The sequence below is a fragment of the Amycolatopsis australiensis genome, from assembly GCF_900119165.1.
Classification (GTDB): Bacteria; Actinomycetota; Actinomycetes; order Mycobacteriales; family Pseudonocardiaceae; genus Amycolatopsis; species Amycolatopsis australiensis.
The window spans coordinates 5,629,751-5,645,876 of sequence record NZ_FPJG01000006.1; the positions used below are offsets into that span (position 1 = coordinate 5,629,751).

Consider the following 16,126-nt stretch of genomic DNA (forward strand, 5'->3'; position numbering starts at 1 on the left):
GGACACGCGCGGTGATCGCGGCTGTGCGAAGGTGGGGTCATGGTCGCCGCGCTGAGAAGCTTCCTGACGTCCTGGACCTCCGTCACGCCCGTCCTCGGGGTGCTGGTGCTGGCGCTCGCCTGGGGGCGCGACCTCGGCCCGGTGTTCGTGGCCGTCGTGGCGGTCGCGCTCGCGGCCACCGTGCTCGCCGCGGTGCACCACGCCGAAGTCGTCGCGCACCGGGTCGGCGAGCCGTTCGGGTCGCTCGTGCTCGCGGTCGCGGTCACCGTCATCGAGGTCGCGCTGATCGTCACGATGATGGTCTCCGGCGGTCCCGAGGCCGGCTCGCTGGCGCGCGACACGGTGTTCGCCGCGGTGATGATCACGACCAACGGCATCGTCGGCATCGCGCTGCTCGTGGGCGCGCGCCGCTACGGCGCGACCCTGTTCAACCCCGAGGGCAGCGGGGCGGCACTGGCCACGGTCGCGACCCTGGCCACGCTCAGCCTGGTGCTGCCGACGTTCACCTCCAGCACCCCGGGCCCGGCGTTCTCGTCCGCGCAGCTGACCTTCGCCGCGCTCGCGTCCCTGGCGCTGTACGGCACGTTCGTGCTGACGCAGACCGTGCGCCACCGCGACTTCTTCCTCCCGGTGGCGGCCGACGGCGCGGTCAAGGAAGAGGACCACGCCGATCCGCCGTCGAGCCGGGCGGCGCTGGGCAGCCTCGCGCTCCTGCTGGTCGCCCTGGTCGCGGTGGTCGGGCTGGCCAAGGTGGAGTCCCCGGCGATCGAGGCGGGCGTGCGAGCCGCCGGGTTCCCGCAGTCGTTCGTCGGCGTCGTGATCGCGTTGCTGGTGCTGCTGCCGGAGACGCTGGCCGCGGTCCGCGCGGCACTGCGCGACCGGATGCAGATCAGCCTCAACCTCGCCTACGGCTCCGCGATCGCGAGCATCGGCCTGACCATCCCGGCGATCGCCCTGGCCTCGATCTGGCTGCCGACCCGGCTGCTGCTGGGCCTGGGCCCGACGCAGATCGTGCTGCTGGCGCTGACGGTGGTGGTCAGCGTCCTGACGGTGGTCCCGGGCCGCGCGACCCGCCTCCAGGGCGGCGTGCACCTGGTGCTGCTGGCCGGTTTCCTGGTGCTGGCGGTCAACCCGTGACCCGGCCCGGCACCGCTTCCGAGGCCGTCACCTCGATGCCCACCACGCAGGTGTCGTCGTCGGTGTCGGCCGTGCTGTAGGTCAGCAGCGTGTCCAGCTGGTTCTCCAGCTCGCCGTCGTGGCGCTCCACCAGGGTGACCAGCCGGGCCACCGTTTCCTGGACCGGGCGGTCGCGGCGCTCGATCAGGCCGTCGGTGTAGATCAGCAGGATGTCGCCGCCGTCGAGCTGGACTTCTTCCTCCTGGTAGGTCACGTCGCGCACCGCGCCCAGCAGCGAGCCGCGGATCAGCGGCAGCGTCACCGCCGAACCGTCGCGGTGGCGGACGATCGGCGGCAGGTGCCCGGCCCGCGCCCAGCGCAGCTTCCGGCTCGCCGGGTCGTACACGGCCGTCACGGCGGTCGCCGTGACGTGGTCGGTCAGGTGGTAGGCCACCAGGTTCAGCCACGTGAGCAGCTGGGCCGGGCCCGCGCCGGTCGCCGCCAGCCCGCGCAGCGCGTTGCGCAGGCTCACCATGCCGGTCGCCGCGTCGATGCCGTGCCCGGCGACGTCGCCCACGCACAGCAGGACCTCGCCGGTCGGCAGCGCGACCGCGTCGTACCAGTCGCCGCCGACCAGGTGCTCCTTCTCGGCGGGCCGGTAGCGGACCGCGGCACGCAGGCCCGGCATGGCGATCGGGCCCTTCGCCGGCGGCATGATCGCGCGCTGCAGCTGCAGGGTGAGCCGGTTGCGCTCGATCGCCTCCTGCTCGGTCTCGGCCAGCCGGTCCCGCGTCGCGGCCAGCGCCACTTCCGTCCAGTGCTGCGCCGAGACGTCCTGGTAGGCCCCGCGGACCGCGACCAGCTCGCCGCGGCTGTCCGTGACCGGCTCGGCGACCACCCGGATGTACCGGGCGACGCCGTCGGAGCGCTGCAGCCGGAACGCCGTCGACGACGGGCGCTTGTGGTGCAGCACCGCGCGCAGGAACCGGCCGATCGCCGGCTCGTCGTCGGGGTGCGCGTGCGCGGCCAGCTCGTGCAGCGACAACGGGGTCGCGGTCGGCGGCAGGCCGTAGAGCGAGAACAGCTCGGTGTTCCAGGTGATCGCGCCGGTCACCACGTTCTCCTCGAAGCCGCCGATGCGGCCGAGCCGCTGGGCGTGCTGCAGGAGCACGGCGAGCTTCGCGGCTTCGTCCTGGATGCGCAGGATCAGCAGCACGTTGCCGGCGAAGCGGGTCACGCTGACGTCGGTCAGCACCGTCAGCGGCACCTTGTCCACCAGGGTCGTGACGGCCATGCTGTCGGCGCGGAACGGCTCACCGGTGGCGTAGACCCGCTGGATCATGTCCAGCAGGCCGCTCTCCTCGGCCGCGAGCGGGTAGGTCTCCAGCAGCCGCGTGCCGACGATCCGGCTGCGGGGCCTGCCGCCGGGGTCGGCGAACCGGACGTTGGCGTGGTGGATGCGGAAGTCGCTCAGCTGCCCGCCGTCCAGGCACGGCGAGAGCAGCACGGCCGGGTCGTGCAGGCCGTCGACGAAGTCCACCAGCTCCCCGAGGAAGTCGCCCGAGCCGTCGGCGGCCACCGGAGCGACCACGCCGTCCCACGTGTCGAGCGTGTGCGCGCACAGCTCGGCCAGCGCCTCCAGCTGGCGGCGCTGCCGCCCCGGCTCGGCCGGCAGCGGGTCGGGCCAGCACATCTCGACGACGCCGATGATCCGGCCGCCGGTGCCGGTGGGCACGGCCACGCGGCCGCCCCCGGCCAGCGTGTGCTGCCCGATCGACGGCAGCCCCGCACCGGTCAGGGTCGGGAACCACACGAGGTCGCGCTCGGTCAGCGCGCTGCGGGCGGGGGTCGCCACGCCGGGCGGGACGTACCGCCAGCGCGCGGCCTCCTCGGCCGAAAAACCCGCCGAGCCGGCCAGGGTCAGCGACCCGTCGGGCCCGGCGAGCCACACCGCGACCGCGGTCGCGCCGAGCGGACGCAGCGCGTGCTCCAAAATGGACTCCGCGACGCGCTGGGTGTCGCCCGCCGCCAGCACGCCGCTTTCGGCGGTGCGCAGCCGCACCGCGACGGACTCCTCGCCGTCGGCGCGGGCCAGGAACTCCTGCGTCACCTCGGTGATCTTGTCTTCGGCGGCTTCCCCGACGACGTCCGCGGCGAACTCCAGCGGCGTCATCCCCGCGCGTTCGGCGAGGGACTCCAGCTGCCGGGCGGCGTCGCCGGGCGTGCAGTGCAGGCGTTCCATCAGCACGCCCTTGGCCAGCTCGATCAGCGCGCGGCCGTCCGCGACGGCGTGCGCGTGGTCGACTTCGCCGCGCAGGCGGGCGACGGTGTCGGCGAGCCGGGCGAGGTTCGCGGACACCTCGGCGGGCGACGGCAGCACCGGCACGCCCTGCTCTTCGGCAGCCAACGCCTTGTCCCCGCTCACGCCGTCACGTGCCGCTTGATGCGGGCGATGAGGTCGTCCGCGTCGACCGGCTTGGTCACGTAGTCCGTGGCCCCCGACGCGAGGCTCTTCTCGCGGTCGCCGGGCATCGCCTTCGCCGTCACCGCGATGATCGGGATCGCGGCGTGCTCGGGCATCGCGCGGATCTTCGCGGTCGCGGTGTAGCCGTCCATCTCCGGCATCATCACGTCCATCAGGACCAGGTCGATGCCGGGGTGCGTGGCGACCGTCTCGACGCCCTTGCGGCCGTCCTCGGCGTGCAGGACCTGCATGCCGTGCAGTTCCAGGATCCCGGTCAGCGCGTAGACATTGCGCGGGTCGTCGTCGACGATCAGCACCGTGCGCCCGGCCAGTGTCGTGTCGACGTCGGCGGCGCGCACCGGCGCGGCCGGCTCGTCCGGGCGGACCAGCGGCAGCACCGCGCCGGGCTCCTCCGCCGACAGGTGCAGCGCGATCCGCTCGCGCAGCTCGTCCAGGCCCGACAGCACTTCCAGCGACGGCACGTCCGCGCGGGACCGCAGCAGCTGGTCCAGCTCGCCGTCGAGCCGGCGGCTGTTGTGCGCGAGCACCGGCACCAGCCGCAACGCGGCGTCGCCCTGCATCGCGTCGAGGAAGCCGAACGCCGACCGGTCCGGCAGGTCGAGGTCCAGCACGACGCAGTGGTAGGCGTCGGTGGCCAGCGCGGCCGCGGCCTCCTGCGTCCCGACCGCCGTGACGATCTCGACGTCGGCCGGTGAGAGGCCGATGTCGCGGCTGTCGGCGAGGTCGGCCGCGGCGCTTTCGGCGACCAGGGTCAGCAGGCCGTGCTGGCGTTCCTCCACGACCAGCAGCCGCCGGTGCGTCCGCGGCGCCGCGGACGACGTGCCGCCCGAAGCGGGCTCGCCCGCGACGAGCGCGGTGCCCGGGTGCTCGCCCGCCGGCGTACTGGCGAAATCCGGCCGGGCCACGGGCAGCGTGAAGGTGAAGGTGCTGCCTTCGCCGGGCGTGCTCTCCGCGGTGATGACGCCGCCGAGCAGCTGCGCGATCTCGCGGCTGATCGACAGGCCGAGCCCGGTGCCGCCGTACTTGCGGCTGGTCGTGCCATCGGCCTGCTGGAACGCGCCGAAGATCGACTCCAGCTGGTGCTCGGCGATGCCGATGCCGGTGTCGGTCACGCGGAACGCGACGGCCGGGCCGTGGGCGCGCATCGGCCGGGGCAGCGACTCGGGACCGACCGGCTCGATGTGCAGCTCGATCCCGCCGACCTCGGTGAACTTGACCGCGTTGGACAGCAGGTTGCGCAGCACCTGCCGCAGCCGCGAGTCGTCGGTGACCAGCTCGGTGGGCGAGCCGGGGGCGACGGTGATCCGGAAGTCGAGGTTGCGCTGCGAGGTCATCGGCCGGAACGTCGCCTCGACGTAGTCCAGCAGGCCGCGCAGCGGAACCTGCTCCGGGGTGACGTCCATCTTCCCGGCCTCGACCTTCGACAGGTCGAGGATGTCGTTGATCAGCTGCAGCAGGTCCGAGCCCGCCGAGTGGATGATGCCCGCGTACTCGACCTGCTTCGCGGTGAGGTTGCGGGTCGGGTTCTGGGCGAGCAGCTGGGCCAGGATCAGCAGGCTGTTGAGCGGGGTGCGCAGCTCGTGGCTCATGTTGGCCAGGAACTCCGACTTGTACTTCGACGCCAGCGTGAGCTGCTGGGCCCGCGCCTCCAGCTCCTGGCGGGCCTGCTCGATCTCCAGGTTCTTCGTCTCGATGTCGCGGTTCTGGGTGGCCAGCAGCGCGGCCTTCTCCTCCAGCTCGGCGTTGGACGACTGCAGCTCCTCCTGCCGCGCCTGGAGTTCTTCGGACCGGGCCTGCAGCTCGGCGGTCAGCCGCTGCGACTCGCCGAGCAGCTCGTCGGTGCGGGCGTTGGCGACGATGCTGTTGACGTTGACGCCGATCTGCTCCATCAGCAGCTCGAGGAACGCGCGGTGCACGTCGGTGAAGCCGTGCACCGACGCCAGCTCCAGCACGCCGAGCACCTGGTCCTCGACCACGATCGGCAGCACGATCAGGCTGGCCGGCGTGGTGGCGCCGAGGCCGGAGGAGATCGTCGCGTAGCCGGGCGGCACGTCGTCGACGACGATCGGGCGGCGGCTGCGCGCGGCCTGCCCGACCAGCGACTGGCCGACCCGGAACCGGACGGCCGGGCCGTCCCCGTCGTCCGGGTGGCCGTAGGCGCCGACCAGCCGCAGCTCCGGCACCTCGGTCGTGTCGTCGGCCAGGTAGAACGCGCCGTACTGGGCGTTGACCAGCGGGACGAGCTCGTCCATCACCGCGGCCGCGACGACGGCGAGGTCGCGGCGGCCCTGCATCAGCCCGGTGATCTTCGCCAGGTTCGACTTCAGCCAGTCCTGCTCCTGGTTCGCCCGCGTGGTCTCGCGCAGCGACTCCACCATCGAGTTGATGTTGTCCTTCAGCTCCGCGACCTCGCCGGAGGCGTCGACGGTGATCGAGCGGGTCAGGTCGCCCTCGGCGACCGCGCTGGTCACCTCGGCGATCGCGCGGACCTGGCGGGTGAGGTTCCCGGCCAGCTCGTTGACGTTCTCCGTCAGCCGCTTCCAGGTGCCGGACACGCCTTCCACCTCGGCCTGCCCGCCGAGGCGGCCTTCGCTGCCGACCTCGCGCGCCACGCGCGTGACCTCCGCGGCGAACGCCGAGAGCTGGTCGACCATCGTGTTGATCGTGGTCTTGAGCTCGAGGATCTCGCCGCGGGCGTCGACGTCGATCTTGCGGGTCAGGTCGCCCTGCGCGACGGCGGTGGTCACCTGGGCGATGTTGCGGACCTGCCCGGTGAGGTTGTTCGCCATCGAGTTGACGTTGTCGGTGAGGTCCTTCCACGTCCCGGCGACGTTCGGGACGCGCGCCTGGCCGCCGAGCATGCCCTCGGTGCCGACCTCGCGCGCCACGCGGGTGACCTCGTCGGCGAACGCGGAGAGCGTGTCGACCATCGTGTTGATGACGTCGGCCAGCGCCGCGACCTCGCCCTTGGCCTCGACGGTGATCTTGCGGGACAGGTCGCCGCGCGCGACCGCCGTCGCGACCTGGGCGATCGAGCGGACCTGGCCGGTGAGGTTGGACGCCATCACGTTGACGTTGTCCGTGAGGTTCTTCCAGGTCCCGGACACGCCGCGGACGGTCGCCTGGCCGCCGAGGTTGCCCTCGGTGCCGACCTCGCGCGCCACACGGGTGACTTCGTCCGCGAACGCGGACAGCTGATCCACCATCGTGTTGATGGTGTCCTTCAGCTCGAGGATCTCGCCGCGGGCGTCCACGCGGATCTTCTGGGACAGGTCGCCGCGGGCGACCGCGGTGGTGACCTGCGCGATCGACCGGACCTGCGCGGTCAGGTTGTCGGCCATGACGTTGACCGACTCGGTGAGGTCCTTCCAGGTGCCCGAGACGCCCTTGACGTCCGCCTGGCCGCCCAGCCGGCCCTCGGTGCCCACCTCCCGCGCCACCCGGGTGACCTCGTCCGCGAACGCGGACAGCTGATCCACCATCGTGTTCAGCGTGTCCTTCAGCTCGAGGACTTCGCCGCGGGCGGTGACGTTGATCTTCTGCGACAGGTCGCCCTTCGCCACCGCGGTGGCGACCTGGGCGATGTTGCGGACCTGGTCGGTCAGGTTGCCCGCCATGAAGTTCACCGAGTCGGTGAGGTCGCGCCAGGTGCCCGAGACGCCCTTGACGTCCGCCTGGCCGCCCAGCCGGCCCTCGGTGCCCACCTCCCGCGCGACGCGCGTGACTTCGTCGGCGAAGGACGACAGCTGGTCGACCATCGTGTTGATCGTGTTCTTGAGTTCCAGGATTTCGCCGCGGGCGTCGACGGTGATCTTCTGCGACAGGTCACCCTTCGCCACCGCCGTCGTGACCTGGGCGATGTTGCGGACCTGGTCGGTCAGGTTCCCGGCCATGAAGTTCACCGAATCGGTGAGGTCGCGCCACACCCCGCCGACGCCGGGCACCTGGGCCTGGCCGCCGAGGCGGCCTTCGCTGCCCACCTCGCGGGCCACGCGGGTGACCTCGTCGGCGAAGGACGACAGCTGGTCGACCATCGTGTTGACGGTGTCCTTCAGCTCCAGGATCTCACCGCGCGCGTCGACGTCGATCTTCTGCGACAGGTCGCCCTTCGCCACCGCGGTCGCCACCTGGGCGATGTCCCGGACCTGGGTGGTGAGGTTGCCCGCCATGGCGTTGACCGAGTCGGTGAGGTCCTTCCAGGTGCCGGACACGCCGGGGACCTTCGCCTGCCCGCCGAGCTGGCCCTCGCTGCCGACCTCCCGCGCGACGCGGGTGACCTCGGAGGTGAACAGCGACAGCTGGTCGGCCATGCCGTTGAAGACCGTGGCGATCTCGCCGAGCAGGCCGTCGGTGCCACCCGGCAGCCGGATGCCGAAGTCGCCGTCCCGCACCGCGGTGAGGCCGGCCAGCAACCGGCGCAGCTCCTGCTCCCCCGCCTCGCCCACGCCCGAGGCGTCCGCCCCCGCAGCCGGGCGCGTCCCCTCGACCATTGCCCCACCCATCCGCCACCCGTTTCTTCGCTTGTCGTCGCCGCGGCACCGTCCCGGTGTGCGCACCGGATGGTCCAGCATAGTGCAGCTGCACTATGCTGGACCGCAACGGTTGAGCAACCAGCCGGGCCCGTGTCCGTGCGCGTCCCCCAGGTGGTCCTCCCGAGTCTTTCCTTCCCTGCCAGGCCATCCGCCTGCGTTGACCCGTTCGGCTGAATGGCGGCACGGGTCGCGGTGACGTGCGCCCGACGCCGTCGCCCGATTCGGCGCGCCCGCGGTCGAGTCGTGAGTGGACAGTGCACTGTGGAGGGTCGGCGGTCAGAGCCAGTCCTTCTTCTTGAACAGGCCGTAGAGCCCGGCCGAAAGCACCAGCATTACGGCCGTGGAGGTCCAGAACCCGGCGGGCGTGCCGTTGCCGGGATAAGGGACGTTCTGGCCGTAGAACCCGGTCACCGCGGTGGGCACCGCGATCACCGCCGCCCAGCCGGTGACCTTCTTCATGATCAGGTTCAGCCGGTTGCCCTGCAGGTTCAGCTGCGTCTCGCGGATCGTGCCCACCAGCTCCCGCAGCGACTCGGTCTGCTCCGCGGCCTGGCGGGCGTGGTCGTGGACGTCCTCGAAGTAGGGCCGGGTCAGCTCGCCGGCCAGCTTCAGGTCCGGCCGCATCAGGGAGCTGATCACCTCGCGCATCGGCAGCACCACCTTGCGCAGCGCGGTCAGGCTCTTGCGCAGCCGGAACGAGCGCCGCTGCAGCTGCGACTGGTCCGGGCGGTCGTCGAAGACGAGGTCTTCCAGCGCCTCGACCTGCTCGTCGAGCGCCTGGACGGCCTCGTAGTGCCCGTCGACGACGAAGTCGAGCAGGCCGTGCACCAGGAACGGCACGCCGGCCTGGGTCAGCTCGGTGTTCTGGTCCCAGCGGCGCACGACCGCCTCGATGTCGAAGCCGTCGTCCTTGCGCACCGTCACCAGCGCGTTCCGGGTGATGAACGCCGCCAGCTCGGACGTCGCGAGGCTGCCGGTCTCCGCTGCGAACCGGACCGCGTAGGCGGTGAGGAAGGCGTGCCCGTCGTAGCGGTCGAGCTTGGGCCGCTGACGCTCGTGCACGGCGTCCTCGACGGCGAGCCGGTGCAGGCCCAGTTCGGCGGCGAGCTCGGCGAGGTCCGCTTCGGACGGCTCGCAGAGGTCCACCCACACGGCGGTGCCCGGATCGGCGAGGAAGTCGGAGACGTCGGCGACCGGGAAGTCCGCTTTCTGCAGGACGCCGTCGCGGTAGGCCCGGGTTCTGGTCACCCGGGGTGAGTGCCCGATCGGGGCGGTGTTCACACGCGGCGCCATTGTCGCCGAAGATCGTATCGCTTATCGTATACGACACTGCTCCCCTCTCGACGCTGCGAGGTGACCCGTGCCCGCCCCCACGACCCTGATCGCCCGCGACTTCACCGAGTTCCGCACCGCCGTCTCGCAGTCGTTCGTCCCGCTGCACGTGACGGCGGGCGGCGACGGCTTCCGCGGCCGCATCCGCTCGTCGGCCGCCGACGAGGTGCAGGTCTCCGAGGTCACCGCGGCACCGCACGTCGTCGAGCGCACGCCCGAGCTGATCGCGCGCGGCGAACGGCGCTACTACAAGCTGAGCCTGATCCTGGCCGGCACCGGGCTGCTGGTGCAGGACGACCGCCAGGCCGTGCTGCGGCCCGGCGACGTCGCCCTCTACGACACGCACCGGCCGTACTCGCTGGTGTTCGAAGAGGACTTCCGGACGCTGGTCGTGATGTTCCCGCAGCGGCTGATCGACCTGCCCGCGGAACTCGTCGGGCGGCTGACGGCCGTGCGCATGTCGGGCAAGGAGGGCGTCGGCAACGTCGTCGTGCCGTTCCTCGCGCAGCTCGGGACCAACCTCGAGCAGCTGGCCGGCCCGGCGGGCGCGCGGCTGGCGCACAGCGCGGTCGACCTGCTGTCGACGCTGGTGGCCACCGAGCTGGACCTCGCGGCCGCCAACGCCGACCCGCACCACGAGCTGATGCGCCGGATCCGCGCGCACATCGACGCGAACCTGCACTCCCCCGACCTGAGCCCGGCGCGGATCGCGGCCGAGCACTTCATCTCGACCCGGCACCTGCACGGGCTGTTCCAGGAGCAGGGCACCACGGTCGCCGGCTGGATCCGCACCCGGCGGCTGGAGCACTGCCGCCGCGACCTGCTCGACCCCGTGCACGCCGGCCGCCCGGTCGCCGCGATCGCCGCGCGCTGGGGATTCGTCGACGCCGCCCACTTCAGCCGGGTGTTCAAGAGCGCGTTCGGCCGGGCGCCCAGCGAGCTGCGCCGGGAGTTGACCGTCAGCGTCCGGTAGTTGCCCGGCAGCGCGTGACCGCTCGCCCGGACGGGTGGCCCAGCCGACGATGAGGCCATGCCCGAAGCCCCCACCGACGGCTGGCGCACCTACGACGAGTTCGCCGCCGGGATCGCCACCTACCGCCTGCCGAACGTCGACCTCGCCGGCCGGGCCGTCACGATCACCCTCGACGACGGCGAAGTCCTCGAGCTGAGCTTCTCCGACGCCGGCCGGGTCGTCCGCAACGGCGTCGAGGACCCGTACGACGCGGTCGCCGTGCGCGACGACGTCTTCTTCGTGAACCTGCCGTTCGAGAGCGTCGACGGCGAAGCGCTGACCGTCGTGTACTCGACGACGACCCACCGCGCGCTCGCCGTCCGCTCGGTGATCGGCGCCGAAGACATCGAGGGCGTTCCCCGCGTCTCCCAGCGGTTCTCCGCCGGCGTGACCGGCGGCGGAACGCCGTCCGGCGCCGCGCCCGGGCCGTCGCGCGACCTGATCGGCAAGCGGAACCTCTACCGCTACAGCCCCGACCACCTCTACGAGCACGTCTACGTCTCGTCGGAGCGCTACGCGTGGCAGTGCCTCGAAGGCGTGCAGCGCGGGCACGGCGACATGGACCTGTCCACGGTGTGGAAGTTCGCCGACGGGCTGTACCTGTTCTGCTTCCGCGAGTTCCGCATCGCCGTGGCGAGCGTGTGGCTGCACGACCTCGGCTACGCCCTGCGCACCACCGGCGTCTTCCTCGGCCTCACCGGCGACGGCCGGTCCGAGCACTCCCGCGCCGGCGGGCACATCTACCCGCTGGGCTCGGTGGCCTACCCCGACGCCCAGCCCGTCTGAAGGAGCCGTACTTGTCCACTGTGGACGTGATCCGCGCGCACTACGCCGCCAGCGACCGGGGCGACCTGACCGGCATGCTCGCCCCGGTCGGCCCGCAGACGACGTGGACCGAGGCCGCCGGCTTCCCCTACGCCGGCACCTACACCGGCCCCGAGCAGGTGCGCCGCCACGTTTTCGAGCCGATCGGCCGGGACTGGGCGCACTACCGCTTCACCCTCGCCGACCTCCTCGACGCCGGCGACACCGTGGTCGGCGTCGGCACCTACACCGGCACCCACCGCCGGACCGGCAAGTCGTTCACCGCCCGCGTCGCGCACCTGTGGCGGTTCGAGAACGGCGAAGTCACCTCGTTCGAGCAGATCGTCGACTCCGCGCCCGTCGTGGCCGCGGCCCGGGAGCAGTCATGAGAAAAATCCTTCCCGTCCTGGCGGCCGCCGCCCTCCTCGCCGCGGGCTGCGCCGGGTCCGAAGCCGGCGGCAGCGGGCCGATCGTCGTCGGCTCGGTCAACGCGCTCAGCGGCGCGGCCACCTTCCCGGAGGCTTCGCGGGCGGCGAAGGCAGTGTTCGACGCGGCCAACGCCGCCGGCGGGGTCAACGGCCGCACGATCGAGTACAAGGCGATCGACGACAAGGGCGATCCGGCGGCCGCCGCGGCCGCGGCCCGCGAGGTGGTCGGCGGCGACCACGCGGTCGCGCTCGTCGGGTCGTCCAGCCTGATCGAGTGCGAGATCAACGCCAAGTACTACGAGCAGCAGAAGATCCTGTCCGTGCCGGGCATCGGCGTCGACCCGGCGTGCTTCTCGAGCCCGAACATCGCGCCGGCGAACGTCGGGCCGTTCCACGACATGACGCTCACCCTGCTGTACGGGTCGGAGACGCTGAAGCTCGACAACATCTGCGCGCTGCTGGAGATCGCGGGCAACACGCTGCCCGCGTACCAGGCCGCGATCGACGAGTGGACGAAGGTCACCGGGAAGAAGCTGAAGTACGTCGACGCGACCGTGCCCTACGGCGGCTCCGACTACACGTCCTACATCGTCAAGGCGCGGGCCGCGGGGTGCCGGGCGATCACCGTGAACCCGGTCGAGCCCGACTCGATCGGCCAGCTCAAGGCCGCGCAGGCGCAGGGCTGGAACGACGTCACCTGGCTGCTGCTGACCAGTGTCTACAGCGAGAACTACGCGAAGGCGATCTCGAACGCCGGCGCCGGGGTGTACGTGCCGGCCGAGTTCTACCCGTTCACCGACGCCGGCGCCCCGGCGAACCGGCAGTGGCGGGAGCTGATGGTGAAAAACGGCATCCCGCTGACGTCGTTCAGCCAGGGCGGCTACCTGGCGGCGAAGTACTTCCTCGACGTCCTGCGCGGGATCAAGGGCGACATCACCCGCGAGTCCGTCACGAAGGCGCTGCGGGGGATGCAGCCGATCAGCGACCCGATGGTCGGCACGCCGTACGTGTTCGGCCCGGCGCAGGCGCACCACGACAACACCGCGGGCTGGCCGATCAAGCTGGCCACCGGCACGAACAAGTGGGAGCCGGCCGCGCAGGACTGGCTCCGCATCCCGAAGCAGTAGGAGGACGTTCATGCTGCAGGGCGCTCTGGCCGGTCTCGCCGCCGGCGGCCTTTACGCGGTGCTCGCGGTGTGCCTGACGCTGATGTCGCGCCTGGTGCGCGTGGTCAACTTCGCGCAGTCCGCGACCGGCATGTTCGGCTGTTACGTCGCGGTGTTCCTGGCTGTCCACCTCGGACTGCCGGAGTGGGCGGCGACGCTCGCCGGGATCGTGCTCGGCGGGGCGCTGAGCGCGGTGCTGGGCTGGATCGTCTCGACGTGGCTCGCCGAGGCGGACACCGGCACCCGCTCGGCGGTGACCGTCGCGGTGCTCCTGCTGCTGATCTCACTGGCGTTCATCCTGTTCGGGAACAAGCCGCAGCCGTTCCGCCCGCTGCTGGCCGGGCCGGCGTTCACCGCCGGCGGCGTGGTGGTCAGCCAGGTCACCGTCGTCACGGTCGCGCTGGCCGTGCTGGTGGCGCTCGGCTGCCGCACGGTGCTGGCCCGCACGGCCCTCGGCGTCCGGCTGCGGGCGCTGTCGGAGCGGCCGACCACGGCGGAGCTGCTGGGCATCCCGGCCCGGCCGCTGTCGGTCGGCGTCTGGACGGCGACCGGGGTGATCGCGACGCTCGCCGTCTCGATCGTCGCGCCTTCGCAGTCGAACGACCCGACGTCGCTGGCGATGCTCGTGGTGCCGGCCGCGGCCGCCGCCCTGCTCGGCGGGTTCAGGCGGCTGGACCTGGCCGTGGCCGGCGGCCTGGTGCTGGGCATGGCCCAGGGCGCGGTCGCCCAGTCCGACAAGCTGTCGGTGCTGCGCTACTTCCTCCCGTTCCTGGTCATCGTGGCGCTGCTGCTGTGGACGCAGCGCAAGGAGGTGTGGGATGCGGCTCGCTGAACGGTTCCTGCCGCTGCTGGTCGCGGCGGCCGCGATCGGGGTCGGCTACGCGCTGAGCGTGGGACTGGCCGGGTACTTCGTCTACCTCGGGGTGAGTGCCGTCGTCGCGGCGATCGCCCTGCTCGGGCTCGGCGTCGTGACCGGGACGGCCGGGATGATCTCGCTGTGCCAGCTGACTTTCGCCGCGGTCGGCGCGTTCGTGGTCTCGGCGTGCAACGTCGCCGGCGTGCCCGGCGGGTTCGTCGTGTGGCTGGTCCTCGGCGGCCTGGCGGCCGCCGTCGCGGGCGTGCTCGTCGGGCTGCCCGCGTTGCGGCTGCGGGGCATCACGCTGGCCGTGGTCACCCTCGGCCTGGCCGCGGCCGCCGACCTGACCCTGGTGCAGATCCAGTTCCCGGGCGCCACCCAAGGGCTCTCGGTCGAGCGGCCGGACGCGTTCTCCGACGACCGGGCGTACTTCTTCTTCGCCGTCCTCGTGCTGGCCGGCTGCGGGCTGGGCGTGCACTTCCTGCGCCGCGGCCGCTGGGGCAGCAGCTGGCACCTCGTCGCCTTCTCCGAGCGGGGCACGGCCGCGGTCGGCGCGGGCGTGCGGACGTCGAAGCTGACGGCGTTCGCGGTCAGCGCCGCCCTCGGCGGGATCAGCGGCGGCCTGCTCATCGGCCAGGTCGGCCTGGCCTTCCCGGCGAGCTTCACCGCGATCCAGTCGCTGGCGCTGTACGTGCTGGCGATCATGTCCGGCGCGCACCTGATCGACATGGCGGTGTTCGGCGCGCTGCTCTGGGTCGCGGTGCCGGAGCTGCTGAAGCGCTGGGGCGTCCCGCAGGACTGGGGGTTCGTGATCTTCGGCGTGCTCGGCGTCCAGGCGCTGGCGGGGCGCGGCAACCTCGGCACGGCGTGGCGGAACCTGTGGTACCGCCGCCGGTCACGGGCGACGGCCGGGGTCGGCCTCACCGGCGACGTCGCCGACGTGCCGCCGCTGCCGCCGGGCGGCCCGGTGCTGGAGGTCCGCGACCTCAGTGTCCGCTTCGGGCACGTCACCGCACTGTCCCATGTGGACATCTCGGTGCCGGAACACGGCGTGCTCGGCGTCATCGGCCCGAACGGCGCCGGGAAGTCGACCCTGGTCGACGTGATCAGCGGGTTCCTGCCGCGGGCGACCGGGACCGTGACGCTGGACGGCCGCCCGCTGACCGGCTCGCCCGCCCGCCGCGCCCGCGCCGGGCTGCGGCGCACGTTCCAGCAGGACCTCGTCCCGCCGGGCCTGACGGTCGGGGCGTACGTGCGGTTCGTCGCGCGGCGGCGGCTGTCCGGCGACGAGGTCGCCGAGACGCTGGAGTTCTTCGGCTGCCCGCCCGCGCGCACGCCGTTGTCGCGCGTGGACGCGGGCGCCCGACGGCTGGTCGAGGTCGCCGGCCACCTGCTGGCCCGGCCGCGGGTGCTGCTGCTCGACGAGCCGGCGGCCGGGCTGCCGCACGAGGAGCACGTGGCGTTCGGGCGGCGGCTGCGGCAGGTGCCGGCGCGGTTCGGCGTGTCCGTGCTGCTCATCGAGCACGACCTCGACCTCGTGCGGTCGGTGTGCGACCGGCTGACCGTGCTCGACTTCGGCGAGGTGCTGGCCAGCGGGCCGCAGGCGGACGTGCTGGCCGACCCGGCGGTCCTGAAGGCGTACATGGGCGAAACGGAGCTGCTGTGAAGGCGTTGCGAGTCGAGGGCTTGACGGTCAAGCGCGGCGCGGGCCCGGTGATCCGCGACGTCGGGTTCACCCTCGAGCCCGGCCGGATCACCGCGCTGGTCGGGCCGAACGGCGCCGGCAAGACGAGCCTGCTGGAAGCGGTGTCCGGGGTCGTGGCACCGTCGGCGGGCCGGGTGCGGGTCGGCGACGTGGACGTCACGCGGCACTCGCGCGTGGCGCGGGCGCGGCTCGGGCTGGCGCACATCGAGCAGGGCCGGGCGGTGTTCCCCGGGCTCACGGTGCTGGAGAACCTCCGCCTGACCGCCCGCACCCCCGCTCGCGTCGACGAGGTGCTCGAACTGTTCCCGGAGCTGGAAAAGCGGCGCGACTCGCCCGCGGCGCTGCTCTCCGGCGGCGAGCAGCAGATGGTCGTGCTGGCGCGGGCGTTCGCGGCGCGCCCGGCGTTCCTGCTCATCGACGAGATGTCGCTGGGGCTGGCGCCGGTGGTGTTCACCCGGCTGCTGCCGGTCGTGACGCGGTCCGCCGCTGCGGGGACGGCGATCCTGCTGGTGGAGCAGTTCACGCACCTGGCGCTGGGGGTGGCGCAGGAGGCCCTGGTCGTCTCGTCGGGCCGCGTCACCTACGCCGGCGACGCGCAGACCCTGCTGGACTCCCCCGCGACGCTGCACGCGGCCTACCTGGGGTCATGAGTGCGCAACAGTGGTGGAACACTGTTGCGCACTCACGACG

The 16,126-nt window shown here is 72.5% G+C and carries 11 protein-coding genes; 8 read left to right on the forward strand and 3 right to left on the reverse strand.

Going from position 1 to position 16,126, the window contains the following annotated elements; translation table 11 throughout:
- The first annotated feature begins 39 nt into the window (after nucleotides 1–39).
- Entirely contained in the window at nucleotides 40–1,137 is a 1,098-nt protein-coding gene (locus tag BT341_RS27640) for a calcium:cation antiporter (protein ID WP_072479055.1), read from the forward strand.
- Here BT341_RS27640 and BT341_RS27645 read toward each other — a convergent pair.
- The 3 genes from BT341_RS27645 to BT341_RS27655 all read right to left on the reverse strand — a co-directional run bounded on the left by BT341_RS27645 (nucleotide 1,127) and on the right by BT341_RS27655 (nucleotide 9,381).
- Nucleotides 1,127–3,541 (reverse strand): SpoIIE family protein phosphatase, encoded by a 2,415-nt coding sequence (locus BT341_RS27645; RefSeq protein ID WP_072479056.1) that lies wholly within the window; start codon nucleotides 3,539–3,541, stop codon nucleotides 1,127–1,129. The genes BT341_RS27640 and BT341_RS27645 overlap by 11 nt on opposite strands.
- Nucleotides 3,538–8,091 carry a HAMP domain-containing protein gene (locus BT341_RS27650; RefSeq protein WP_072479057.1) on the reverse strand — a complete coding sequence of 1,518 codons (4,554 nt, stop codon included), beginning with the start codon at nucleotides 8,089–8,091 and terminating at the stop codon, nucleotides 3,538–3,540. The genes BT341_RS27645 and BT341_RS27650 overlap by 4 nt, the downstream gene beginning before the upstream one ends.
- A gap of 318 nt (nucleotides 8,092–8,409) precedes the next feature.
- Entirely contained in the window at nucleotides 8,410–9,381 is a 972-nt protein-coding gene (locus BT341_RS27655; RefSeq protein ID WP_072482211.1) for a magnesium transporter CorA family protein, read from the reverse strand.
- A gap of 112 nt (nucleotides 9,382–9,493) precedes the next feature.
- On the opposite strand from BT341_RS27655, the gene BT341_RS27660 reads away from it, so the two are divergent.
- The 7 genes from BT341_RS27660 to BT341_RS27690 are packed head-to-tail and all read left to right on the forward strand — an operon-like array spanning nucleotide 9,494 to nucleotide 16,086.
- Nucleotides 9,494–10,438: an AraC-like ligand-binding domain-containing protein gene (locus BT341_RS27660; RefSeq protein ID WP_072479058.1), complete on the forward strand. Its 945-nt coding sequence runs from the start codon at nucleotides 9,494–9,496 to the stop codon at nucleotides 10,436–10,438.
- A gap of 57 nt (nucleotides 10,439–10,495) precedes the next feature.
- Nucleotides 10,496–11,263 carry a MoaF C-terminal domain-containing protein gene (locus tag BT341_RS27665; protein WP_072479059.1) on the forward strand — a complete coding sequence of 256 codons (768 nt, stop codon included), beginning with the start codon at nucleotides 10,496–10,498 and terminating at the stop codon, nucleotides 11,261–11,263.
- An 11-nt stretch (nucleotides 11,264–11,274) separates the two neighbouring features.
- Complete coding sequence (locus BT341_RS27670) at nucleotides 11,275–11,670, forward strand: nuclear transport factor 2 family protein (protein WP_072479060.1); 396 nt, start codon at nucleotides 11,275–11,277, stop codon at nucleotides 11,668–11,670.
- Entirely contained in the window at nucleotides 11,667–12,836 is a 1,170-nt protein-coding gene (locus BT341_RS27675; protein WP_072479061.1) for an ABC transporter substrate-binding protein, read from the forward strand. Before BT341_RS27670 ends, BT341_RS27675 begins: the two co-directional genes overlap by 4 nt.
- Before the next feature lie 10 nt (nucleotides 12,837–12,846).
- A complete protein-coding gene (locus BT341_RS27680; protein ID WP_072479062.1) occupies nucleotides 12,847–13,707 on the forward strand; it encodes a branched-chain amino acid ABC transporter permease in 861 nt (286 codons plus the stop codon).
- Nucleotides 13,694–15,397 (forward strand): branched-chain amino acid ABC transporter ATP-binding protein/permease, encoded by a 1,704-nt coding sequence (locus BT341_RS27685; RefSeq protein ID WP_072479063.1) that lies wholly within the window; start codon nucleotides 13,694–13,696, stop codon nucleotides 15,395–15,397. The genes BT341_RS27680 and BT341_RS27685 overlap by 14 nt, the downstream gene beginning before the upstream one ends.
- On the forward strand, nucleotides 15,394–16,086 hold the full coding sequence (locus BT341_RS27690; RefSeq protein WP_072479064.1) for an ABC transporter ATP-binding protein: 693 nt from the start codon (nucleotides 15,394–15,396) through the stop codon (nucleotides 16,084–16,086). The genes BT341_RS27685 and BT341_RS27690 overlap by 4 nt, the downstream gene beginning before the upstream one ends.
- Nucleotides 16,087–16,126: the final 40 nt, after the last annotated feature.